Below are 22884 nucleotides of genomic sequence, written 5' to 3' on the forward strand. Positions count from 1 at the left end.
CCCATGATCCGGCCTGTGGTGCAGTCGATCAGCGGATTCATCGCCGTCGTGCCGGCGGAACGATCGCGCGATCTCGATCTGCTCGCCGCCGCGTGCGTCCGCGCCTTCGACGGCTTTCGCGCGGCGCTCGCGCCTGACGACCGCGCACGCCGCAAGCCGCAGGCGTTGACGCCTCGGCAAGTGGAATATCTCGACCGCTGGGGCTATCCCTATGTCATGGAGGAGTTCCGCTTCCACATGACGCTGACCGGCAGGCTGGAAGGGCCGCGGCGCGAGCACGTGCTGGCGCTGCTGCAGCAGCGATTTGCGGCGCTGGGCGTCCAGACACTCGCGATCGACCGGATCGCGGTGTTCCGGCAGTCCGGCGCGGCTTCCCGATTCCGCATCATCGATCAATGGCCGCTTCATGCCGCGCCGGCTGAGACGTGAGCGACCGTTCATCTGCTAGTTCCGAGCGCCCAGCGCGGCATCTGCCGGTCGCAGCAGATCGTCGTAACGCGGATAGGGCGGCGAGATGTCGGCGCGCTCGCGCGGCAACGCCTCGCGCATGTCTTTTTGCAGGAACGCCACCAGCTTTTCCCTGATCTCGCAGCGGAGATCCCAGGCTTGCGGCGCATTGCGCGCGCTGACCAGCGCACGCAGTTCCATGGTCCGCGAATTGGTGTCGACGACCTGGAGATTGACCACCGCACCGTCCCACAGCCTGGATTCGCGCACCACCTCCTCGAGCCGCTTGCGAATTCGGGGCACGTCCGCGGCGTAATCGACGTGAAGCATGACCGAGCCGATCAGCGACGCCGCGTCGCGGGTCCAGTTCTGGAACGGGCGCTCGATGAAATACGACAAAGGAACCACCATCCGGCGCCAATCCCACAATCGGATGACGACGTAGGTCGACGCTATATCCTCGACCCATCCCCATTCGTTCTCGATGATGACGGCGTCCTCGATGCGGATCGGCTGGGTGATCGCGATCTGCACGCCCGCGATCAGATTGCTGAGCAGCGGCCGGGCGGCAAGACCGACGACAAGACCCGCGGCACCGGCGGAGGCGAACAGGCTGACGCCATATTGCCGGACCGAATCGAAAGTCATCAGCGCGGTCGAGATCGCGACCACGATGATCAGCGTGTCGATCACCCGCTTGAAGACGCGAACCTGCGTGACATGCTTGCGGGCCAGGAAATTCTCGCCGATCTCGTCGCGAAATCGCAGCAAATAGCGTCCCGCCGCGAGGTCGACGGCGCGGATCGAGATCCAGCCGACCAGGGCGATCGAGGCCACCGCGAACAGATGCGTCAGCGCGACGCGCAATTCGTCGCTGAGCGGCGCGAGCGGCAGCGCGAAGGCGACAGCGGCAAGACACAGCGCCAATCGAATCGGCCCCGCGGTGGTGTCCAGGATTACGATCGCGATCGATCGTTTCGGACCGATCGCGCGCTTGGCCAGCGCGACAGCGATCCTGTGGGTGACCAGCGCGCAGACGATGGCAAGGCAGACGAACGCCAACCCGATGAACCATTCCGGTAGGAATCCGAACGTCCGCTGCAATACGTTCTGCACTGTTTCCATGATCGGTTCCCGCGTCGTTGAACACCGGCCGATAACGCATCAGGGTACCCAACCGAGCGAGGCGCGGATGCAGCGCAGCAATTCGTCAGACGCAATGCATCATCTCGGGTTCCAGCGACCTGCCCTGCTGGAACCGCCCGGTTCATCCTCGAAGCAACCTCCGTCGAAATCAGCCGTGATAGCCGGCGAGCAGGCTTTTGTTCACCTTGCAGATGTAGGTGTATTTCGGATTGACCACCTGCGTGCAGCGCGCCTCGGCGACCTGGCCGAGCAGCATGTAGCCCTCCGGGGCCGGGATCTTCCAGTCGTCCTCCATCCAGTAGATCATCTCCTCGAACGCGATCCGCATCGCGTCCTCGAGCGGGCGGGCACAGCCCAGCGTGCAGATATGGGTCGGCGTCTCGATCCGCGGATGGTTCAGCCGCGCCGGCGCCTTCTCGATTGCAACCCTGACCGTCAGGGTCGTCGCGATTTCGATCGCGCCCATGCCGTTGCACTCACCGTCGCCCTGGATGGCGTGGCAATCGCCGAGAAACAGATGCGCGCCCTCCTTGTTGACGCGAAAGAAAACCGAATTGCCGGTCGTGATCTCCTGGACGTCGAGATTGCCGCCATGCGTGCCGTTGTCGAGGGTCAGGACCGCACCGTGCAGCGGTGCCACCGCCGCGACGCCGATCATCGGTTCGACCGGCAGTTTGAGATGCTTGTTCCAGCGCACATGACCGTCCACCACCTCGACCACGCGGGTCTGGATACCGAACTCCTTTCGCCTGACCCAGTCGGGGAACATGCCGATGCCCGGCCACAGCGCGGTGAAGCCGAGCTTGTCGAGCTCCATATTGAGGATATCGAGCCTCAGCATGTCGCCCGGTTTCGCGCCGCGAACCTCGATCGGCCCGGTCGCGCCGTTGACGTAAGGCAGCGTGACATCTTTTTCGGTCAATTGCTGTCCGAGATGGCGGATGGTCCCGTCGTTGACATTGATCGCGCATTCGACGACGAACGTCTCGCCTGGATCGACACTGGCCACGAAATCGTCGTCGCCGGACAACGCGTATTTGATGTTGCCGACCTTGCTGACGCGCTTCGACATGTTTCCCTCCCCGTTGTTATCGTCCGAAATCCAGTTGGCGGCGCCAGGGCATCAACAGCCGCTCGATCTTGCCGACCATGAACGTCAAGAATAGCGCCAGCGCGATGGTCACCACCAGCGCGGCGAATACTTTCGGGATCACATAGAGCGATCCGGCCTTGAAAATGGCGTGGCCAAGGCCTTCGGATGACGACATGAATTCGCCCACGATGGCGCCGATCAGGGCGAAGCCGACGGTGAGTTTCAGTCCGGCAAAGATGTCGGTCAGCGATGCCGGCACCACGAGCTTGCGAAAGATCTGGAATTTCGAGGCGCCCAGCGTCCGCATCAGGTTGATCTGGTCGGGATCGACCCCGACCGCGCCCTTGTAGGACGTGACCAGCGCCACGATCACGACCGACAGCGTCGACATCGCAACCTTGGAGATCAACCCGGTGCCGAACCAGATGATGATGATCGGCGCCAGCGCGATGATCGGGATCGAGCCAAGCGCGATGACAAAGGGCTCGACCACCCGCGACACGAATCTGGAATACCACAGCGAAAGACCGACCAAGGTGCCGATGAAATTGCCGACGACAAAGCCGAGCAGCGTTTCAAGGCCCGTGGTGTAAGTGTCCTGCACCAGGCTGCCGTCGTGCAGCATCTGGACCAGGAAGCCGCCGATCGCCGACGGCGAACCGAACATGAAGGCGAGCGCGCGGTCGGAGGACGTGGCGCGTTCCCAGAGCGCCAGCAGGAGGGCGAGGATGACGAGTTGGGTCGCGAGCACGGCGATCATCGCGCGATGCCTTTTCGACCGCCTGCGCACCAGGGGCGGCGCTGGCTGAACGGCCCCGTCCTCATGCACGGCCCCGGTTTCGATGTCGGCGGTCATTGCAGCACGACGTCGAGGTCGGCCCAGATGCGCCGGACATACTGGCTGAAATCCCTGCTGTCGCGAACCGCCATCATGTCGGAGCGCTCACTTCCGAGCTCGATGTCATAGACCGCCTTGACCCGGGTCGGCCGCTTCGACAGCACGATGACCCGGTCCGCCAGCGAGACGGCCTCCTCGATATCATGCGTGATCAGGAGCAGCGAGCGCCTGCCTCGCCGCACCAGGCCGACCGTGTCGTTCTCGATCAGCAGCTTGCTCTGGAAATCCAGTGCGGCGAAGGGTTCGTCGAGCAGCATCACGTCCGGTTCGTTCACCAGGGTGCGGGCCAGCGCCACGCGCTGACGCATGCCGCCCGACAGCGTCGAAGGATAGTGTTCGGCGAAGCCGTGCAGACCGAGCTGATCGAGCATGGCGCGGCTCCTGTCCTCGGCCTCGGCCCAGGCGACACCGCGGATTTCCAGCCCCAGCATGGTGTTGCCGAGCGCGGTGCGCCACGGCAACAACAGATCCTTCTGCAGCATATAGCCGACGTTCTGCGGCTGGCCGGACACCTCGCGTCCGTGCCAGCGGATATGGCCGGAGTCCGGCGCCAGCAATCCGCACAGCGTGTTCAGCAGCGTGGTCTTGCCGCAGCCGGAGGGGCCGACGATGCTGATGATCTGGCCTTCGTTCAAGGTCAGGCTGAGGTCGCCGATCACGGGCACGATCTGGCCGCCCAGGTCATAGCTCTTGGCGACATGCTCGACGACCAGCGGCGGCTCGGCCATCCGACCCGCCGCTGACGTCGCGCGTTCCGCGCCTCGACTATCGTCTTCAACCGTCATTTCAGGCTGGCGACCGCCTTTTCCGCAAATGAGTTGTCGATGATCTGATCGAACGGCACGCTGCCCTTGGCGTTGCCGAGATAGACCTGCATGTCCATCAGGTTCTTCCACTGGTCCCGCTGGGTGACCACGGTCTGCGCCGGAATCAGATATTTCAACTCGGCATCGATCGCCTTGTCGACGACGTCGCCCGGCAGATCTGGAAATTCCTGGCGCGCGACCTCCTTGGCAAACGCCGGATCGGCATAGGTTTTCCGCGATGCCTCCTCGAACGAGGTCACCAGCGCCTGGACCATCTCCGGATCCTTCTGGATCGTGGTCGGCAGCACCATGATGCCGGTATTGCAGAATGGCCCGATATAGCTGGAGAAGTCGAACACCACCTTGGCACCCTGCGCTTCGGCCGCGGCCACGCTCGGCTGGTAGGCGATGGCGATATCGGCCTGGCCGGCCAGCATCGCCGCGATCTCGGTGCCCGGGTTGACGGGAACGATGGTGGCATCGACGCCGACCTTGAGCCCGGCTTTTTCCAGCAGGCGCTTGGCGACGCTGTAGTTGGTGTTCGGCTCGGGCGAGGTGACGATCTTGAGGCCTTTGAAGTCCTTCGGATCGGTGATCGGCTTCAGCGTCTTCGAGACCCCGAAATAATGCGCCCGCTGCACCACCGTCCCGACCACGACGCCTGGGCCGCCGTTCTCCCGTGAGATCTGCGCCATGGTGGCGTCGCCGATCGCAAAATCCGCCGAGCCGCCGAGCACGGCCGCAAAGGTCTGGGTGTCGCCGCCGGCGGCGCTCACCTGCATGTCGAGGCCGTTTTTCTTGAAGATGCCGGCGTGCATGCCGACATAGAGATTGATGTAGCCGAGATTATGCACGGCCTCGCTGAAGCGCACCGTCTTCAAGGCGGCGGCCTGCGAGACGCGCGAGCCGAGCAGCGAGAACGCGGCAGCGCTTCCCGCGATCGCCGCGGATGTGACGAGGAAGCGGCGCCGGTCCGATGGACGGCTGGTCGTCAGGGATAAATGGCGGACGTGATCAGTCATGACCCAAAGCTCCTCCCGGGAATTTCGACGTGTGCGGCGGAGCCTAGATGTTGTCGACTCCGCAGCAAGGTGAAAATAGCGACGACGATTGACACAAAGTTGGCGGAGCCAGTCTGGCGCCGCATACCCTGATGCCATCGATCTCGACCTGCCGCCTCGTTGGGATTTGCCTGCCACTTTCGACGCCCTGCTGATCAATCCGGCGGCAGGACGATCGGTATTCTGTCACTTTTGACATTTTGCCCGCTCAAAGATTTTGCAATCACGAGGCCTCCTGGTTGATCGGCGGAACAACCTTGCTCGGCGCCGTCTCGGGCATCGCCACCATGGCGATCAGCCCGACAATCGCGGCAAGCAACAGATACCATGCCGGAGCCAGCGGATTGCCGGAGACATGGATCAAAAAGGTGACGACGAGTTGCGCGGTGCCGCCAAAACTCGCGATCGCGACCGCATAGATGGTGGCGAACACGCCGCCGCGGATGACCTGCGGCAGGCCTTCGGCGAAAGCGGCGTAGAATGCGCTGAACGGCAGCGATCCGATCAGCGACAAAAGGCCAAAACCGAAAAGCAGCGACATTGCGCTCGGCGCATGGACGATCCACAGGAAGGTCGGATAGGTCAATAGCAGCGTCACCAGTTGCGGCAACATCATCACGGGCTTGCGGCCAAACCGGTCCGCGAGCCAGCCGCCAAGCAGCGCGCCGGCGATGCCGAGCCCGTTGCTGACCAGGGTGGTGGCGAAAGCAAGCGGCGGCGCCACATGCAGCGTGTTCTGCGCGTAGGTCGTCATGTATTGCGTCACATAGGTGGCGATGGTGCCGCTCGCGAGAATCATCAGCGCCAGCGCGATCAGACGCGCGTACCGCCGCGCGGTGGCGAGATGCCCCGAGCCCTCGCCCGGCGGGCCTGGGTCGCTCGGGTGGCGGATCGTCTCCGGCAGCGTGCTGCGCATCCACAGACCGAAGGGCAGGCAGGCCGCACCGATCAAAAATGCGATCCGCCAGCCATAGGATTGCAGCGCATCGGCGGTCATGGTCCGGCTCAGGATCACGCCGACCAATGCGCCCGCCGTCGCCGCGATCTGCTGGCTGGTTGGTTGCCAGGAGACGACCAATGCGCGCCTTTCCGGCGCCGCGATCTCCATCAGATAGGCCGTGGTCGGACCAACCTCGCCGCCCAGGGCAAAACCCTGCACCATGCGCGCGACAATGACGACAATAGGCGCAATCAGCCCGATCGCGTCATAAGACGGCGTCAGCGACAGCACCACGATCGCCCCTCCCATCAGGGCAAAACTCAACAGCATGGCCGGCCGTCGCCCAACCCGATCGGAAAAAACGCCGAGCACGATGCCGCCGATCGGCCGGGTGATGAAGCCGGCGCCGAACGTCGCCAGCGACAGCATCAGGCTGCCATAGGCGCTCTGCGCCGGAAAAAACGTGCGGCCGATCTGGATCGCAAAAAAGCTGTAGGTAATGAAATCATAGAATTCGAGCATGTTGCCGACGGTCGCGCCGATCGCTGCCCGCCTGACGTCGATATCCTCGCCCCGGTCTACGGAATCCTGCACCAACGGTCCCTTCCACTTTTCCTGCTCATTCCTGCCCCGTCGCTGCGTCATGCGCGCGCATGAAGCCGGCGTTTATCCTCGCTCATCATCGCGATCGCGGTAGCGGTCGCAAGGCGGATCGTACTGATCGCGCCCGCCTCGCGGTAGGGTCTGCCAACCCCGCGGGCCGTCGCGCGCGGTTCCGCCCGAAAAATGCGCTTTTGCCGGCGGGCAAAATCGGGTTTGCTCGCGATCGCGCAATCAAGGGAGCAACGCATGAACGGTCTTGGCGGCCTCAACAAATCTCCGAACGGCGTCGTCATCGGCCTCGTTCAACTGCAATTGCCTGGGGTCGCGACCAAGGCCGACCTGGCGCGCCAGACCGAGCGCATCGTCGCGATGGTCGGCAAGGCGCGACGCAATCTGTCGACCATGGATCTCGTGGTGTTCCCGGAATATTCGCTGCACGGGCTGTCGATGGACACCAATCCCGAGATCATGTGCCGGCTCGACGGTCCCGAGGTCGCAGCCTTCAGCCAGGCCTGCATCGAGAACGAGATCTGGGGCTGCTTCTCGATCATGGAGCTGAACGCGGACGGCAATCCCTATAATTCCGGCCTGATCATCGACGATCACGGCGCGATCAAGCTCTACTACCGCAAATTCCATCCCTGGATTCCGGTCGAACCCTGGGAGCCCGGCGACATCGGCATTCCCGTGATCGAGGGGCCGAAAGGCGCAAAAATCGCGCTGATCATCTGCCATGACGGCATGTTTCCGGAGATGGCCCGCGAATGCGCCTACAAAGGCGCCGAGATCATGATCCGCACCGCCGGCTACACCGCGCCGATCCGCGACAGCTGGCGCTTCACCAATCAGGCCAACGCGTTCCAGAACCTGATGGTGACAGCCAATGTCTGCATGTGCGGCTCGGACGGCTCGTTCGATTCCATGGGCGAAGGCATGATCGTGAATTTCGACGGCAGCATCATCGCCCACGGCACCACCGGCCGGCCCGACGAGATCATCACCGCCGAGGTGCGCCCCGACCTGGTGCGCGAGGCGCGCATCAACTGGGGCGTCGAAAACAACATCTACCAGCTCTGGCATCGCGGCTATGTCGCGGTCAAAGGCGGCGCCATGGATTGTCCCTACACTTTCATGCAGGACATGGTCGCCGGCACCTTCCGCCTGCCATGGGAGGATCAGGTCAAGATCACCGACGGCACCTCCTGCGGCTTCCCGCCACCGAGCCGGATGTTCGGCAAGACGGCAAAAGCCGCAGAGTGAATCCGCACGGGGGCAATGGCGCAAAGCGCCGTACCCGGCGAGCAGCACAAGCCCTGAAGCAATCCGTTCTTCTTTCCGCGGTGAGATGGATTGCTTCGCTGCGCTCGCAATGACGTGGCGCGAGCCTTCAGCTTGCCCCATGCAAACGACTCGCGGAGACTTCTCCGTCGCTGCAACATTCCCCGTCATTGCGAGGAGCCCTTGCGACGATGCAATCCATTCGCCCTGTTCGCCGCACCATTGATCGCTTGGCGTCTCCTCGCCCGGCCACATGGGCGGCTTGGCGGGTTGATTGCCGATCGGACACGCTCGCAGACAGCACGGCGAGCACGCCATGTCGACCATCGCCACCATGGCCACCGCGGCCCGCAAGCCGCTCGATGCGTCGCTGTTCGTTCAGGTCCCGGCCGGCCTCGGGCTCGGCATCGCGCTGGGCATGATCGTGCCCGACTTTGCCGTTAGACTGAAGATCCTCAGCGACGCCTTCCTGAAGCTGATTTCGATGATCGTCGCCCCGATCCTGTTCTGCGTGGTCGTGCATGGCATCGCGGGCGCCGGTTCGCGGACGGGTCCTAATAAGCGCGCCGATGGCGTCCCCGGCTCCGCCATCGTGATCCTGGCGGCGACGCTGAACGCGGTACCGAGCATTCCCGCGATCGGGCTGGTGCTCGTCCGCCTGCGTCCTCGCGGGTCTGCCAACAACGGATAGTGTCCAACTCCATGCATAGGAGCGGTAAAGGCCCTATGCGAAGAACGGATGAGCGCCGCCGAGCGCGCATCCTTCTCGCGGCTGGAATCGTCACGCTTGCGTCACGCAGCTGAACAATATTACTGTATCGTTTCGTGCCCGGTGTATCCATTTGCCCGGCGAGTGCTGATTCCGCTTCTCAGGGCCAACGCAACTGGCGCCTGATGCTTTGGACGGGGCTCTGACACGACGGAGTAGAAGCTGTGCCAAAACCGGAAAGCATCCCAATCGACAAGATCTACGTCCCCGTGAAGCGGCGGAAAGGCGTCAAACCCGAGGTGGTTCGGGAACTCGCGGAAAGTATCCTGGAAATCGGACAACGAGATCCAATTCTTGTTCGGACCGATGAAGACCGCTTCGTTCTGGTCGAGGGGCTTCATCGGCTGGAAGCGTGCAAGTCGCTTGGGGAACGAGCCATCATCGGACTGCTGGTCTCGGCTGAGGAGGCGCATCCGAAGACGCTTTCACCTCAAAGCGCAGAAGCCGAAGCAGAACGCCAGAAGATGGAGCGACTGAGAAAACTCCGGCTCGAAAGGGACGCCGCGCAGAAACCGGCCGCTGTTTCAAGCGGTGACCACGCGGAGACGACGATCCGGAACAATCTCAAGGCGCCCTCCAGCCAATCGGGTCGCAAGGCCTCAGGATCTGCACCAAAGACGTTATCGGAATGGATCAAGCAACAAGAGCGCCATGGCGGCAGTTATTGATTGCCGACCAGGCCATCTTGTTCGCTCTTCAACCTGCCGGAGGCCAGATGCCGAGAGCGAGGCTCGCCCAAGCGTCCGATCTGGCGGGGTTGCTTGCTCTCTTTCGATTATCGGAAGTGAGTTCGACCGCGCAACCGCCCGACCGTGCCGAACACATCTGGTTGGATACACTCACGCGCCGGGGCGTGGCTGTCTTTGTTTCGGACGCAGGCGCACAGATCGCAGCGACCTGCATGCTCATTACCGCGCCAAATCTTCTGCGCAGCGGACGTGGACACGGGTTTCTCGAAAACGTCGTGACCCATCCCGAGTTCCGCGGGCTGGGGTATGGTCGCGCAGTCGTTCGGGCCGCTCTCACCGAGGCTTGGGCGAGAGATTGCTATCATGTCCTGCTGCAAAGCGGCCGCAAAGACCCTCGCGTCCATCGCTTCTACGAGAGTTGCGGCTTCGAACCTGGAGCCCGGACAGCCTACGTTGCGAAGCGTCCGACATAGGGCCGATGGCCTGCTCCATGTACGCCAGATCCTTCAGGAGCACCGCGATGCTCTGAGCCGGGAAAACGGCGACTTCGCGGATATGGTGGGCGCCTCCATCGACGGCCGTTCGAGCGATGCGCCTCAGGATGAGGTCAGAGTACTCGGAAACAAAAGGTTTCACGGAATCGCTCGTCTAGGCTGGAGTTTGCGCCGTCGAAATGCGCAAAGTGTTGATCCGATTCAGAATTATTGAAAATGGCCTTTTTCGCTACTGGACACTGCCTCCTTTGGATCGTCGGATGAACGCTATCTCTAAATGGAATCACAGGTTTGGTGATTTGTGAATCGCGACATGGACACTTTCGTGAAGCGATTTTCGGACTAAGCGTTTCAAGACATTCAGCTTTAGGTGAATTGCAGGCGCAAACGTCGGTCTAGGATTCGACTAGGGACGCCATGCGGGCCAGATGATACACCGACATGGCCTTGCTGACGCCCTTGAGTGCCGCCTCGCTCTTGGCCACCGGGTATGGCGCGATGATTTCCGCCACGGAAGGCGCGCCGTAGACTTCCTCCGTGAGACAAATCTCGTCGCCATCGGCGAGGTTTTGCACCCGCGCTGCGATATTCACCGTCTGGCCGAAATAATCGAGCCGCTCGTTGAGCGTGACGGCGATCGCGGCTCCCCGATGCACGCCGATTTTCAGGATGAAATCACGCTGCGGGCGATCCCGATTGAGCTCGTCCACGGCCTCGCGCATATCAAGCGCCGCCCGCAGCGCATCGGCCGATGTCACAAACGCTGCCATCACGGCGTCACCGATGGTCTTGGTCACGGCGCCATTGTGCCGAACTGTGGCGTCGAGCAGATGCTGGAAATGCCGCTGCACCTGAATGTAGGCGTTGAGGTCGCCGATCCGCTCGTAGAGCGCCGTCGAGCCCTTGAGATCGGTGAAGACGAGGGTCACGTCGAGAACCGCGATGCCTTCCGTCGCGCTGATCACCTCCGAGCGGAAGAAGTCGCGAAAGGTTTGGGTCATCAGCAGTCGCTTGCCGGACAAGGCCGGCGTGAAGCGAAGCTTCGGGCGCTGAAACGTCGCCATCGGAAGCTGCAGGATGCCGAATACCACCGGCAGCTTGCCGGCATTGCGAACGTCGAACACGAGCTTGCCGGGTGCGACGTCGGCCGCGGCGGCCACGCATGTGCCGCCGTCGAGGATGACCGGCACATGGGACGGCGGAACAGCCGCCCCGCTCGCGACCGGGATGAAAAATTGCGCGTCGCTCTCGAAATCCTGGCCCAGAAGCGCACCTTCGGCGGCATCGATCTCGAGATTGGCCACGGAACCTGGCTCGATACGGGTAAGCGCCCTCACCAGCCCTTTGGCTGCCTCGCTCCATGGCACCCCGTCGGGCAGCACGCCGCCCGGCGTCATCTTGTAATGGAAGACGAAATCCCAGGCCGAAAGCCCATCCGGCTGATGGAAGCGGATGCCGCGCACCGCCGGCGAGACCGTAAACGTCACCGCGATGTAGTCGTCGAGCGCGGCCTCGTAATCGCTTTGACAGAGGTGGCAGTGGAAATGTGTGTGCAGCTTGCGCAAGGTTCGGAAGCTCTCGACGACATCGGAGCACATCGGACAAACCAGCAGCCAGTCCATGTCGAACAGCCCGGCCACGCAGGCATGGAGGAAAAGATCGATCGCTTCAGCTTCCGCAATCGATTTCTCCGTGGCGAACTGGATCGGATTGATGCGGTAGAGTGCCTCGTCCGGGCCCGAGCGCAGCAGCATCTCCAGCCGCGAGACGACGCGCGGACTCCAGGATTTAGCCGCTTCGAGCGCGACCAGGCGCTCTTCAAGCTTCTTTTCGTCGATCATCGCATCACACCGCGATCAAACCTCGATCATCCCTGGCATTCTCTGAAATTAAATACACAATTCATGAGCTCGGGGCGAGCCTATCCGGGCGATATTTTGGCTGGCTCCGCACAAGCCGCGCGAATTTCCTGATTTTCACGCCAGGGTCCGAGACACGCGGCACAAGGCAATTGGTGTCCATACCCACGAAATGCTAAGCTTGCCCTTTGAGCAACATGCTCGCAACTTGAAGTACGACGATGAAAATCGTGATCCGGCGTGCCATGGCTGCAGACGCAAAGGCAGTTCACCAGATCGTCCTGGCAGCATTGCGCAAGACCAACGCAAAGGACTATCCGCCGTCGGTGATCGACCGGTTGGTTTTGACCTTGCCGGACAAGGTCGCGTCCAATTTGGAGACGTGGTGCGCCTTCGTCGCCATCGTCGATGGAGGAGTCGTCGGAACTGGAAGCCTGGACGGCCAAACGGTCAGCTCTGTCTATGTCCACCCCGACTATCAACGCCGCGGCATCGCCACGAGGCTTATGGACGCGGTCGAACACGCTGCGAACGCCCAATCTCGGGGGACGTTGCGTGTACAATCATCGGTGACGGCAAAACCGTTCTACGCAAAGCGCGGCTTCAGGATCGTTCGGAAAGGGTTCTTCGGTGACGAGCCGACCATCGTGATGTCGAAAGATGTTCCAGGGATGTCCGAGTAGCACGTCGGGCACCCGCCTGCTTCTGTCAAAGCCCGCCATCTTACGGCTGCGGAAAGGTGAAGGGACCGATGTGGGGACGGATTGAACCAGCAGGCATTTTACACCGGTGACACAGTACGACTAGCCAATCCAGTGCTTCAGGAGCTGATCGACGGAAACCGGGCCAGCGCCGGCCGTCATGAAATAAAGCAGCATCAATGCGTAGATCATTTCCGGCTGGTACAGCCAATCGTCGACACGATCTGCCCTGTCGATCGGTTTGTAGCTCGCAACCACGGTTGGAGAGCTCGTCCAGAGCGCTACCGAACAGATGACCAGAAGGCCAAGGGCGGCCAGTGGCGTGAGACATCCGACCGCGACGCCCAGCCCGCCAAGAAATTCAACTCCCGGAACGAACCATTGCAATATGCCAACATGCGGGATGCCAAGGACCCTCAGCGTCTCGACAAATGTCTTATGTCTTTCCTTGTTTGTGAGCTTGTGAAGCCCGGACAAGAGGAAGAACGACCCGAGCGCGGCGCGCATCGCCGCGATCGCAGCCAATGTTCCACCAATTCCGTCAAGCAAAATGTCTCGCACCGTCAAATGCCTTTGCGCTTCGACGACCCGAACATCCGGTGTCCAGCTGCGTCGGCCCCCTCCATCACGGTCTCCTTCGCCAATCTTCAGCTCTCGTTGCAGCGCGGGTCACGCTCCCGCTCCTCGCCCATAGCAGAGTGCAATGGCGCCGCACTTGAGAGGAGTTGCTGCGAACGTGTGATTCTTGCCTGATCAGGCTCGACCGGCCGAGAATCCACCCGCGATATCGGCATCGCAGCTCTTGAAACGACAGCCCGCCGGGCGATATCGGCTGTTTGGATCGCCGTTGCGCTCGCGCATCTGACGGTCGGTGGCCCGGAGAGGCCGCCACATCGCATCTCGGAGGCGGCTCTTGCGGCGGGTTTCAGCGTCGCAACGACGAGAAACCAGAGAACGAGCGTCATGGAACACGACATCAACGATGCGGGCATTCTCGCGGCGCGCCTTCTTCTCGCGGCGCTGTTCTTGATTTTCGGCTGGAGGAAGCTCACGGACTATTCCGGCACGGTCAGTCGCATGGTGCAGGACGGCGCTCCGCTTCCAGTACTGGCGGCCGTGGTGGCGATCTTCGTGGAGCTTCCGGTTGCGTTCGCGGTCGCTGTTGGCGCGTTCACCCGTCCTTCAGCTCTGCTCTTGGCTCTATACACGGTGGCGACCGCGCTCATTGCGCATCACTATTGGACGATGAAGGGTGCGAATAAAATCGAAAGCATGGAAGCCTTTTATAAGAACCTCGGTATTACGGCGGGCTTCCTGCTGCTTTGCATCACAGGTGCGGGACATTATTCGATCGATGCCATCTTGGGATGGTAAGAGGCGCTATCGGCCGGGCGGATGAATTCTCGATTGAGCGCACCGCGTAAGGCACCCCATCGCTCCCAGGATAATGGTCCGCCCGCTCAAGCCGATCGAGACCACGCCTGTCGCATTTGATGCCAGGCCGTAGCTCAGTCCCGGTAGCGCAGCGTCTCGACGAGCAACGCAAAGGCCGCCGAGGGCTGGCGCCGGCTTGGATAATACAGGTGGTAGCCCGGATATGGCGGGCACCAGTCCTCGAGCACGCGCTTGAGGCGGCCCGTGTTGATATGCGACTGCACGAGGCCCTCGGGCAAATAGGCCAGGCCAAGACCCGCGAGCGCGGCGTGGAGCATTTGCGTCGTAGTGTTGAAAGAGAGTTGGCCATCCACCCGCACCCTGAGTTCGCGTGATCCCTTGGCAAACTCCCAAGCGTACAATCCGCCATGGGTGGCAGGGCGAAGGTTGACGCAATTGTGCTCGACGAGCTCCTGCGGCCGCTTCGGCTCTGGCCGGTTGCGAAAATAGGAGGGGGCCGCGACGACCGCCATGCGCGCGTCTGGTCCGATTCGCACCGCAATCATGTCCTTGGCGATGTGTTCGCCGTCCCGCACGCCGGCATCGAATCGTTCGGTTACGATGTCGGTGAAGCCGTAGTCGCTGATGATCTCGACTTTGATGTCCGGGTGGTCGCGCAACAGCTTCGCCAGCTTCGGCAGCAGGACGGCCGTAGTCGCATATTCAGTCGCTGTGATGCGGAAGGTCCCGGAGGGCTTTTCCCGAAGCTCACTCAAGGCGGCGAGTTCCGACGCGATCTCATCGATCCGCGGACCGACATTGCGCAACAGACGCTCGCCCGCCGCCGTCGGCGACACGCTTCGCGTCGTCCGCGTCAGCAGGCGCAGCTTCAGACGGGCCTCCAGCTCCTTGATGGTGTAGCTCAGCGCCGACTGTGAAACGCCAAGCCTGGCAGCCGCCTTGGTAAAGCTGCCCTCCCGGGCCACGACCAGAAAGGCGGAGAGGTCATCGAGATTGCCCCGCTGCATTTATCGACCCTGCTTATAAGTTCATGCCGGATATAAAGGCTAATCAATATGGCCGCACGCACTAAATCCAGGGCCTGCCGGGCGGAGGAGCGTGCTCCCGGGCGCGTCGGATTGACGATTCTTGCATCGGCGCGTTCGGGCTTTGGACAGGCGGCTAACGACTTGACGATGGTGAGAAGGAACGGCACATGGAGATCAATCGCAACGGTTCACGACCTTCCGGTAAAGGTCCCGAAGCATGGTTCACCGGCACGGTCCGCGTCGATCCGATGTTTCAGACGGGCGAGCCCGTGCGCCTCAGCGGTGCTCAAGTCACGTTTGAACCCGGTGCCCGGACGATGTGGCACACCCATCCGCTGGGCCAGACTCTCATTGTCACCTCCGGCCTCGGCTGGGTGCAATGCGAGGGCGGGCGGACCGAGGAAATCCGCCCCGGCGACGTCATCTGGTTTCCACCCGGCGAGAAGCACTGGCATGGCGCGACCGCAACGACGGCGATGACGCACATCGCAATTACGGAATCGCTCAACGGCAAGAACGTCGACTGGATGGAAAAGGTCTCGGACGAGCAATACCGCAAATGATCTCGCGCCAACGCGCCCGCTCGATGGCGGCGTCGCCGAGGGATCGGTCGTTGCCTTCGATGCCTACGGCACCTGGCTCATTCGAAGAGCCGAGAGTCTGAAGGTTGGGCGTGCCACCGCGAACCAAGGAGATCCAGAATGCAAACGCGCAAGCTTGGCAAGCATGGCCTCACAGTCTCGTCCATCGGGCTTGGCTGCATGGGCCTGAACTATCACCGCGGCCCGGCTCCGGACCGCAAGGAGATGATCGCCCTGGTCCGGGCGGCGGTCGAGCGCGGGGTCACGTTGTTCGACACTGCCGAGGTCTACGGTCCATATACCAACGAGGAACTCGTGGGTGAAGCGCTGCAGCCGTTCCAAGACAAGGTCGTGATCGCCACCAAGTTCGGACACGACCTTGGGCCGGGCGGCTCCCGCGGTTCTGACGGGCTCGACAGCCGGCCCGAACGCATCCGGCAGGCCGCCGACGGCTCATTGAAGCGGCTGCGCGTCGACGCGATCGACCTGTTCTATCAGCACCGGGTCGATCCCCATGTCCCGATCGAGGACGTCGCCGGCGCGGTGAAGGACCTGATCGCCCAGGGCAAGGTCAAGCACTTCGGCCTGAGCGAGGCTGGCGCCTCGACCATCCGCCGCGCCCATGCGGTCCAGCCGGTCGCGGCGATCCAGAGTGAATATTCCCTGTGGTGGCGCCAACCCGAAACGGAGGTGTTGCCTGTCTGCGATGAGCTGGGAATAGGCTTCGTCCCGTTCAGTCCCCTGGGAAGAGGCTTCCTGACCGGCAAGATCGACGAAAGCACCAGCTTCGGCGGCAATGACAATCGTGCCAGCCTGCCGCGCTTTACGCCCGAGGCCCGCAAGGCGAACCGTCCTGTGGTCGATCTCTTGGAACGGATCGGCGCGCAGAAGCACGCCACGCCCGCCCAGGTCGCGTTGGCCTGGCTGCTGGCGCAGAAGCCGTGGATCGTCCCGATCCCCGGCACCACCAAGCTCAGCCGCCTCGAGGAGAACATCGCCGCCGTCGCAATCGCACTCACGCGGGACGATGTCAGACACATAGATGCTGCTGCCGCGCAGATCACGGTCAAAGGCGATCGCTACCCGCAGGCCGAGGCCGACCGCACGCAACGCTAGGCCAACTTTGAACCGGCAAGATCCATGGGAGAGATATCCATGAACATCTCATTCGCGGCCGGTCAGAGCGAAGCTCTCGAGGCAATGGAAAGCAACATACCGATGGGACGGGTCGGCCGCCCCGCGGAGATTGCGAATGCGGTGCTGTGGCTTTGCAGCGACGCTGCCAGTTACGTGACCGGCCGGTCGATCTCCGTGGACGGCGGTTTCATTATGCGTTGAAGAAAAAGGGGAGAAAATCATGCGAGGAGTCATTCTATACGGTCCGCGCGACGTGCGTTGCGAGGAGGTGCCCGAACCGAAGATCCTGCAGCCGACCGACGCCATCATCCGGTTGTCCGCCACCTGCATCTGCGGGTCCGATCTGTGGCCTTTCCGCGGCCTCAATGATGTCAAGTCACCGCTGGCGATGGGGCACGAATATTGCGGCATCGTCGTCGAGACGGGCAGCGCGGTTACTTCGGTCAAGCCGGGCCAGTTCGTCGTCGGCTCATTCTGCCTGTCCGACAACACCTGTCCGCATTGCAGGTTCGGCTTCCAGTCGTCCTGCGAGCAGCGCGAGTTCATGACCGGGGCGCAGGCGCCGCTGGCGCGGGTCCCGCTCGCCGACGGCACACTGGTCGCGACCGCCGAATTGCCCCCGGACGATCTGATCCCCAGCCTGCTGGCGACATCGGACGTTCTCGGCACCGGCTGGTATGCGGCCGATGCGGCGCGGGTCCGGCCCGGCGCGACGGTGGTCGTGGTGGGCGATGGCGCGGTTGGCCTGATGGCCGTGCTCGCGGCGAAACAGATGGGCGCCGAGCGGATCATCGCGATGAGCAGCCACAAGACCCGGCAGGATCTGGCGCTCGAATACGGCGCGACCGACATCGTCTCGGAGCGCGGCGACCCGGGCGTGGCCCGGATCAAGCAACTGACCAGCGGCATCGGCGCGGACGCCGTATTGGAATGCGTCGGCACCTCGCAATCGATGACGCAGGCCATCCAATGCGCGCGTCCGGGCGCCATGATCGGTTATGTCGGCGTACCGCATGGTGTCGAGCTTGACGGACAATCGCTGTTTTTCTCGCAGACCGGAATGCTTGGCGGTCCCGCTCCGGTGCGCCGGTTCCTGCCGCATTTGATGGACCTGGTGCTGCGACGCAAGATCAATCCCGGCAAGGTGTTCGACCTGACTCTGCCGCTCGCCGATGCAGCCGAAGGCTATCGGGCGATGGATGAACGCCGCGCCATCAAGACCATGTTGCGTCTGTAGATCGATCGCGACAGGTGAAGGTCGTCTCCGGATCAATCGCGTCAGTTGAACGCGCCGCCGTTCCCCGATAGCGATGTTTTGATCACAGGTGTTTTGACCACGGGTGTCTTGATCCCAGGCGTTTTGCCCACCTGGCAAATGAAAGACGTGGATATCGACGGTGGTCGGTTGACCCCGCGCAATGCCGATGTTGGGCTCACTCAGGACAAAGCCTGAGACCACCGATGTCGACTGAATCCCAGTTGCGCGAAAAGTTGCGGAAGATCGAGGCCCTGTTCGCCGGCGCCGGGACCGCGGGCGAACGGCTCGCTGCGGAGGCCGCTCTGGAACGTGTCCGGGCGCGCCTGGACGAACACCGCCGACAGGATCCGTCGATCGAGATGCAGTTCTCGATGTCCGATCAATGGTCGCGCCATTTGTTTCTTGCGTTGTGCCGACGCTATGGCCTGAAGCCCTACCGACACTATCGACAACGGCGCAACACGGTCATGATCCGAGGGCCGAAGCGGTTTCTGGACGAGGTCCTGTGGCCCGAGTTTTGCGAGCTCGACCAGGCTCTGCAGGCCTACCTGCATCAGGTGACGATGCGCGTGATCCGCGAGGAGGTCTTCGCCGATGCCAGCGAGGCGCAGGAGATTCCCGACGCGCTGCCGCCGAACTGATGACGGATTTGATCAAGCAGCCGATCTCTCGCGGGCTTCGTCGGCGCCCCACTTTTCACGGAATCTGGTCGACGCATCGCGGGCGATAGGGGCACCATGGCCGAACCCGACAGCATCCAATGAAAGACTGCCAAGTTTGCGCTGGCTCGCACGAGCGTCGTTCAAGTTCTCAAAGCCGACGGGATCGCCGAGGCCGAAGACGTTCATGCACACATCGCCCGCGAACAGCATTCGCCCCGGACGCCACAAGAGCGCGACCTGTCCCGCGCAATGGCCAGGCGTATGAATAACCTCGAAGCCGCCTGCGATGGGCAGTATTCCCCAGGCGTCAAGCGCTGGTCGATGGCAACCGGCTCCACTCGCTCCTCGGGATGGAAAAACAGCTTGCACATCATCTGCCGGAGCAGACCGGGCGCGCCCCGCATGGGCCGAAAAGGACCTCCGCTCTCGGCCATGGGGATGTCGAGCGGGTGCATGTAAGTCGTCGCACCAGTTTCCCGCACTATCGCAGCGGCGCTGCCGATATGATCAGGGTGGCCGTGAGTGAAGATGAGGTGCTTGAGCTGATCCGGCGAACCACCACGTCCGCGGATCGCCCCAAGAACGGCCGCTTCCTTGCCCGGGTAGCCGGCGTCGATCGGCGTCAACCCGTCGTCGCCCTCGATCAGGAAGGCATTTGACATCCCCATCGGGACGATTTGCACACCTTCTATCACCGGCTTGACAGCCATGAGCGGAACCCTCGCAAGGCATCCGACGCAAACTGACCGGGCCGGTGGAACGTTCCCGTTATCAAAGCACAAGACTGTGACGCCGTGATCCTTTCCTGCTGAGTGTTCGGCCGCAGCGTGTTGCAAAGAAAGCCGAGATCAGGGTTTCGCGTTGGCGTCGCTTGCCGTCAGCGCAACCGCGGCCTCGGTCGTCAGCAGCAGGAAGGTGAAGGTCTCCTCGAGATAAAGCCGCACCGTCTTGTCGTCATGGCTGAGATAGCCGATCGAAACATCCTCTCCGAGATACAGAGCGAAATCGCCGCCGCGCGTGGTCAGCACGAAGGCGTCCTTGATCGCCGGCGCCCAGATGATGTCGCCGTCGATGAGGGCCTTGATGTGCTGCAGCACGGGATAGCCGTGATCGCTGGTCTCGCTCAGGGCAGTGTAGGCATCGGCCCCGAGCAGCACCGAATAGGGACCATTGACGCCTTCGAGCCGCAACTGACCAAGCGCCTGGGCGATGACGTCGGGATAGGCGCGCACGTCGCCCGGCAGTGTCAGGATCGGATTGCTGGTGCCCTCGCGGATGCCACCGATGCCGGCGGCGGCGTAGCCCTCGAAGATCGCCCGGTCCTCGGCAAAGGCCAGCAGCCGCGCGGCGTCCTTGGCCGGCTGCCAATCCGAATCGTTGGCGCCGCGCTCGACGTCGTCGATCTGCTGGCGGTCGAGCTCGAAGGGCACGCGGAGCTCGATCAGCGGCTTGACCTCGCGCTGGCGCGCCAGAATTCCGTCGCCGGGAGCAGCGACATTGCGCAGATGGCCGGTGCCGATGGCGGACAGCGCAATTCCACCAGGCCCCTGCACGTCGACGACACGGCGCCCGGCCAGATAGCGCTTGAGGGTGCGCGAGGTTTCCTGTTCGATCTCCGACCAGGCCGCATCGGAGATCGGGGCAAGCTCGCGGTGAAGATTGTTCATGAGGCGGGATCTCCTTTGAGCGAACCGATGTCGAGCGAACCCGCGCGCCGCGGCACAGGTGTTGGCGCGACAGCGGCGGACTGGTCCGAAACTGCAGCCACCGGATCGTCGGCCGCGACATTTTCCAGGAAGGTCGCGGACGGTACGAAGAACAGGTTGCCGGTCTTGGCAACACTGAAATCGAGCAGGCGATCGTAATTGCCGGGCGGCTGACCGATGAACATGTTGTCGAGCATCTGCTCGATGGTTCGCGGCGAACGCGCGTAACCGATGAAATAGGTGCCGAATTCCTTTTCGGCGACGCGGCCGAACGGCATGTTGTCGCGCACGATCTTGACTTCCTTGCCGTCCACCACGACCTTGGCGAGCGCGTTGTGGGCATAGGCCGGTTTTACGGCATCATCGAGCTCGATGTCCGACAGCTTGCCGCGGCCGATGATGCGTTCCTGGACTTCCGTGGACAGCGCATTCCATCCAGCCAGATCGTGCAGGTATTTTTGCACGATGACATAGGTGCCGCCGGCGAAGACGGCATCTTCGGCCCCGATATAGGCGGCATCGATCGCGGCTTGTGCCGTCGGGTTCTCCGTGCCGTCGACAAAGCCGAGCAGATCGCGTTCGTCGAAATAACGAAAGCCGTGGACCTCGTCGACCGCCGAAACCGCCTCGCCGAGCCGGGCCATGATTTGCGTGGCCATCTCGAAACAGAGGTCCATGCGCTTGGCGCGCATGTGAAACATCAGATCGCCCGGCGTCGCCAGGGCATGACGTGCGCCAGCGCGGATTTCACGGAAGGGATGCAATTCCGCCGGCCGCGGCGGGCCGAACAGCCGGTCCCAGGCCTCGGACCCGATTCCCATCACGCAGGACAGGTTTGCCTCGATAGCGCGGAAGCCGACCGCCCGGACCAGTGCCGGCAGGTCGTTGCAAAAGGAGCGGATTGCGGCGCCATTGGTCGTGCCCGGATTGACGGTGACGACCAGAAAGATCGCGGCGCGGGTCAGATCCTGAACCACCTGCTGAGACACCGGCGGTGGATCGGCTGGGGTGCCGGGGGCGATCATTGGACCTGCTCCGTTCGGCCTGCCCCGTCAAAGGAAACCATCGTCATGCGCCTGATCCATGCGGAAGGACAACCAAAACTCGAACGGACCAGAGACTGCGTACCGCTCCTCTGCACCGCCGCCGGTCGGAGGCCAGCGGTGCCGCCGCACCTTATCGGCAGTCCGGCCCGGATTCAAATGCGGGAACCGGCCGATATCGCAGCGGGTTGAGCGCGTGCGCTTGCAATCTCCTGTCTGCGAGCTCCTGGTTGCAAACTGATGGCTGCAAAACTGGCTTAAACTTCTTTGACGCCGGTGGATGTCGGCCCCGAATGACGTCACGGTGTCCGGCCGGCCGTTGCGAGAGGTTCGAAATTGGATGCCATGTTTTGGTCCGACATTCGGCTCATGGCCGGTTTTGCATCGAAGGCCGGCCGCTGCTACGGTTGCCTGTCACCAGAAGTGCGCGTGCCCGCGCAGTGTCCCATGAAGAGCGTTGATACCGCTGCGACTGACCGGCCCGGCCTGGTTCCCGCAAAGAGCGATCGTCGGAGACGTTCGAGCGCAGCCATGTGTCGCGCCAGCGGACGACCGCAAACGAACCGCATCGTCGATGTGATGGCAGCCGGAGCGCTCTGGCGATGATCGATGACGTAGCGCTCCTGACACGGGCCATAGAGCAGATGGATGCGGAGGATCCTGCCGTGGCCCAGGCCGCCAAGGACCGCGCCGCGCAGACCCTGAGCGAGGCCAACCTCAACTTCTCGAAGTTGGCCGAGTTGATCGAACGGCGCCGCCTGCTGCTGCGGCCCGGCATCGTGGCCGGCATCAAGCGCATGGATCAGCCCGGCATCCTCGGCGACGCGGCATTCCGCGACACCGGCACTGCACTCCGGAAGGAAGGTCAGAGCTTTCGGCAGATTGCCCAGGCCATCGAGCTGAGCGACAGACCGGCGCCAGCCTACGCGGATCCGGTGCAGGCGAGCGAGCCAGTGCACGAGATGCCGCGCGAGCCGGGTCCGCCCGCGTGGCTCGAAGCGCTTTTTGTCGTCGGGCGCATTGTCTTCTTTCCGCTGCTGCATCCGATACGCTTCCTTGCGATCGCGCTCGTCCTGATTGTGCTGTTCTACGCCTTCCGCGGCGTCATGGCCCTCGGCCAGCACGTCTCGGTCAATTTCGCCGGCGCCGGCGTCGCCGCCGCGCGCCGCACCGCGGACGATGTGAAGTCGTCGGTGAGCTCTTTCATCCATAAGTACATCCTGCGGCCGTCCAATGAGGCGGCGCCGCCGGCGCCCGCATCCCCCGTCGCCTCTCCTGCGGCCCCGTCAC

24 protein-coding genes and 4 pseudogenes are annotated in these 22884 nt (G+C 62.7%); 14 read left to right on the forward strand and 14 right to left on the reverse strand.

Going from position 1 to position 22884, the window contains the following annotated elements; genetic code table 11:
* Positions 1 to 429: DUF1045 domain-containing protein (locus WCB02_RS02455; protein WP_423955992.1), on the forward strand; the 429-nt coding region annotated here is incomplete at its 5' end.
* 15 nt (positions 430 to 444) lie between these two features.
* Here the strand turns inward: WCB02_RS02455 and WCB02_RS02460 are convergent.
* The 6 genes from WCB02_RS02460 to WCB02_RS02485 form a co-directional block, all read right to left on the reverse strand.
* A complete protein-coding gene (locus tag WCB02_RS02460; protein ID WP_423955994.1) occupies positions 445 to 1572 on the reverse strand; it encodes a mechanosensitive ion channel family protein in 1128 nt (375 codons plus the stop codon).
* Positions 1573 to 1741: 169 nt separating this feature from the next.
* Positions 1742 to 2665: an acetamidase/formamidase family protein gene (locus WCB02_RS02465; RefSeq protein WP_423955996.1), complete on the reverse strand. Its 924-nt coding sequence runs from the start codon at positions 2663 to 2665 to the stop codon at positions 1742 to 1744.
* A 16-nt stretch (positions 2666 to 2681) separates the two neighbouring features.
* Positions 2682 to 3542 (reverse strand): ABC transporter permease, encoded by an 861-nt coding sequence (locus WCB02_RS02470; RefSeq protein ID WP_423955999.1) that lies wholly within the window; start codon positions 3540 to 3542, stop codon positions 2682 to 2684.
* Complete coding sequence (locus WCB02_RS02475) at positions 3539 to 4312, reverse strand: ABC transporter ATP-binding protein (protein ID WP_423956001.1); 774 nt, start codon at positions 4310 to 4312, stop codon at positions 3539 to 3541. Before WCB02_RS02475 ends, WCB02_RS02470 begins: the two co-directional genes overlap by 4 nt.
* A gap of 53 nt (positions 4313 to 4365) precedes the next feature.
* Positions 4366 to 5412 carry an ABC transporter substrate-binding protein gene (locus WCB02_RS02480; protein ID WP_423956003.1) on the reverse strand — a complete coding sequence of 349 codons (1047 nt, stop codon included), beginning with the start codon at positions 5410 to 5412 and terminating at the stop codon, positions 4366 to 4368.
* 262 nt (positions 5413 to 5674) lie between these two features.
* A complete protein-coding gene (locus tag WCB02_RS02485) occupies positions 5675 to 6985 on the reverse strand; it encodes an MFS transporter (protein WP_423956005.1) in 1311 nt (436 codons plus the stop codon).
* 255 nt (positions 6986 to 7240) lie between these two features.
* On the opposite strand from WCB02_RS02485, the gene WCB02_RS02490 reads away from it, so the two are divergent.
* The 4 genes and pseudogenes from WCB02_RS02490 to WCB02_RS02505 all read left to right on the forward strand — a co-directional run bounded on the left by WCB02_RS02490 (position 7241) and on the right by WCB02_RS02505 (position 10203).
* Positions 7241 to 8254, forward strand: a complete 1014-nt coding sequence (locus tag WCB02_RS02490) for a formamidase (RefSeq protein ID WP_423956007.1) — start codon at positions 7241 to 7243, stop codon at positions 8252 to 8254.
* Between the two features lie 334 nt (positions 8255 to 8588).
* Positions 8589 to 8813: pseudogene (locus WCB02_RS02495) on the forward strand (cation:dicarboxylate symporter family transporter); the annotation flags it as partial.
* 392 nt (positions 8814 to 9205) lie between these two features.
* Positions 9206 to 9709: a ParB N-terminal domain-containing protein gene (locus WCB02_RS02500; protein ID WP_423956009.1), complete on the forward strand. Its 504-nt coding sequence runs from the start codon at positions 9206 to 9208 to the stop codon at positions 9707 to 9709.
* A 47-nt stretch (positions 9710 to 9756) separates the two neighbouring features.
* Positions 9757 to 10203, forward strand: a complete 447-nt coding sequence (locus tag WCB02_RS02505) for an N-acetyltransferase family protein (protein ID WP_423956042.1) — start codon at positions 9757 to 9759, stop codon at positions 10201 to 10203.
* A gap of 416 nt (positions 10204 to 10619) precedes the next feature.
* On the opposite strand, the gene WCB02_RS02510 is transcribed toward WCB02_RS02505, so the two are convergent.
* Positions 10620 to 12065: a DUF5939 domain-containing protein gene (locus WCB02_RS02510; RefSeq protein WP_423956012.1), complete on the reverse strand. Its 1446-nt coding sequence runs from the start codon at positions 12063 to 12065 to the stop codon at positions 10620 to 10622.
* Between the two features lie 239 nt (positions 12066 to 12304).
* On the opposite strand from WCB02_RS02510, the gene WCB02_RS02515 reads away from it, so the two are divergent.
* A complete protein-coding gene (locus WCB02_RS02515; RefSeq protein ID WP_423956014.1) occupies positions 12305 to 12766 on the forward strand; it encodes a GNAT family N-acetyltransferase in 462 nt (153 codons plus the stop codon).
* A 120-nt stretch (positions 12767 to 12886) separates the two neighbouring features.
* On the opposite strand, the gene WCB02_RS02520 is transcribed toward WCB02_RS02515, so the two are convergent.
* Positions 12887 to 13309: a DoxX family protein gene (locus WCB02_RS02520; RefSeq protein ID WP_423956016.1), complete on the reverse strand. Its 423-nt coding sequence runs from the start codon at positions 13307 to 13309 to the stop codon at positions 12887 to 12889.
* 438 nt (positions 13310 to 13747) lie between these two features.
* Between WCB02_RS02520 and WCB02_RS02525 the strand changes: the two genes are divergently transcribed.
* Positions 13748 to 14158 carry a DoxX family protein gene (locus WCB02_RS02525; protein WP_423956018.1) on the forward strand — a complete coding sequence of 137 codons (411 nt, stop codon included), beginning with the start codon at positions 13748 to 13750 and terminating at the stop codon, positions 14156 to 14158.
* A gap of 134 nt (positions 14159 to 14292) precedes the next feature.
* Here the strand turns inward: WCB02_RS02525 and WCB02_RS02530 are convergent, their stop codons facing one another.
* Complete coding sequence (locus WCB02_RS02530) at positions 14293 to 15186, reverse strand: LysR family transcriptional regulator (RefSeq protein ID WP_423956021.1); 894 nt, start codon at positions 15184 to 15186, stop codon at positions 14293 to 14295.
* Positions 15187 to 15374: 188 nt separating this feature from the next.
* Here WCB02_RS02530 and WCB02_RS02535 point away from each other — a divergent pair, with 188 nt between their 5' ends.
* The 6 genes from WCB02_RS02535 to WCB02_RS02560 all read left to right on the forward strand — a co-directional run bounded on the left by WCB02_RS02535 (position 15375) and on the right by WCB02_RS02560 (position 18824).
* Positions 15375 to 15770 carry a (R)-mandelonitrile lyase gene (locus WCB02_RS02535; RefSeq protein ID WP_423956023.1) on the forward strand — a complete coding sequence of 132 codons (396 nt, stop codon included), beginning with the start codon at positions 15375 to 15377 and terminating at the stop codon, positions 15768 to 15770.
* A 138-nt stretch (positions 15771 to 15908) separates the two neighbouring features.
* Positions 15909 to 16904: an aldo/keto reductase gene (locus tag WCB02_RS02540; protein WP_423956025.1), complete on the forward strand. Its 996-nt coding sequence runs from the start codon at positions 15909 to 15911 to the stop codon at positions 16902 to 16904.
* A gap of 39 nt (positions 16905 to 16943) precedes the next feature.
* Complete coding sequence (locus WCB02_RS02545) at positions 16944 to 17126, forward strand: SDR family oxidoreductase (RefSeq protein ID WP_423956028.1); 183 nt, start codon at positions 16944 to 16946, stop codon at positions 17124 to 17126.
* 19 nt (positions 17127 to 17145) lie between these two features.
* Positions 17146 to 18162 carry a zinc-dependent alcohol dehydrogenase family protein gene (locus tag WCB02_RS02550; RefSeq protein WP_423956031.1) on the forward strand — a complete coding sequence of 339 codons (1017 nt, stop codon included), beginning with the start codon at positions 17146 to 17148 and terminating at the stop codon, positions 18160 to 18162.
* A gap of 45 nt (positions 18163 to 18207) precedes the next feature.
* Positions 18208 to 18378 carry a hypothetical protein gene (locus WCB02_RS02555; RefSeq protein ID WP_423956033.1) on the forward strand — a complete coding sequence of 57 codons (171 nt, stop codon included), beginning with the start codon at positions 18208 to 18210 and terminating at the stop codon, positions 18376 to 18378.
* An 8-nt stretch (positions 18379 to 18386) separates the two neighbouring features.
* Positions 18387 to 18824 (forward strand): hypothetical protein, encoded by a 438-nt coding sequence (locus WCB02_RS02560; RefSeq protein ID WP_423956035.1) that lies wholly within the window; start codon positions 18387 to 18389, stop codon positions 18822 to 18824.
* Positions 18825 to 18836: 12 nt separating this feature from the next.
* On the opposite strand, the gene WCB02_RS02565 is transcribed toward WCB02_RS02560, so the two are convergent.
* The 5 genes and pseudogenes from WCB02_RS02565 to WCB02_RS02585 all read right to left on the reverse strand — a co-directional run bounded on the left by WCB02_RS02565 (position 18837) and on the right by WCB02_RS02585 (position 21576).
* Positions 18837 to 19031 (reverse strand): hypothetical protein, encoded by a 195-nt coding sequence (locus tag WCB02_RS02565; protein ID WP_423956044.1) that lies wholly within the window; start codon positions 19029 to 19031, stop codon positions 18837 to 18839.
* Between the two features lie 63 nt (positions 19032 to 19094).
* Positions 19095 to 19214: pseudogene (locus WCB02_RS02570) on the reverse strand (hypothetical protein); the annotation flags it as partial.
* Positions 19215 to 19267: 53 nt separating this feature from the next.
* A pseudogene (locus tag WCB02_RS02575) lies at positions 19268 to 19555 on the reverse strand (MBL fold metallo-hydrolase); the annotation flags it as partial.
* 138 nt (positions 19556 to 19693) lie between these two features.
* Positions 19694 to 20512: a family 1 encapsulin nanocompartment shell protein gene (locus WCB02_RS02580; RefSeq protein ID WP_423956037.1), complete on the reverse strand. Its 819-nt coding sequence runs from the start codon at positions 20510 to 20512 to the stop codon at positions 19694 to 19696.
* Positions 20509 to 21576, reverse strand: coding sequence for a Dyp-type peroxidase (locus tag WCB02_RS02585; RefSeq protein WP_423956040.1), 1068 nt, complete (start codon positions 21574 to 21576; stop codon positions 20509 to 20511). Before WCB02_RS02585 ends, WCB02_RS02580 begins: the two co-directional genes overlap by 4 nt.
* Before the next feature lie 683 nt (positions 21577 to 22259).
* Here WCB02_RS02585 and WCB02_RS02590 point away from each other — a divergent pair.
* Positions 22260 to 22884 (forward strand): annotated as a pseudogene (locus WCB02_RS02590) (hypothetical protein); the annotation flags it as partial.

Source organism: Bradyrhizobium sp., from assembly GCF_049581145.1.
Taxonomy (GTDB): Bacteria; Pseudomonadota; Alphaproteobacteria; order Rhizobiales; family Xanthobacteraceae; genus Bradyrhizobium.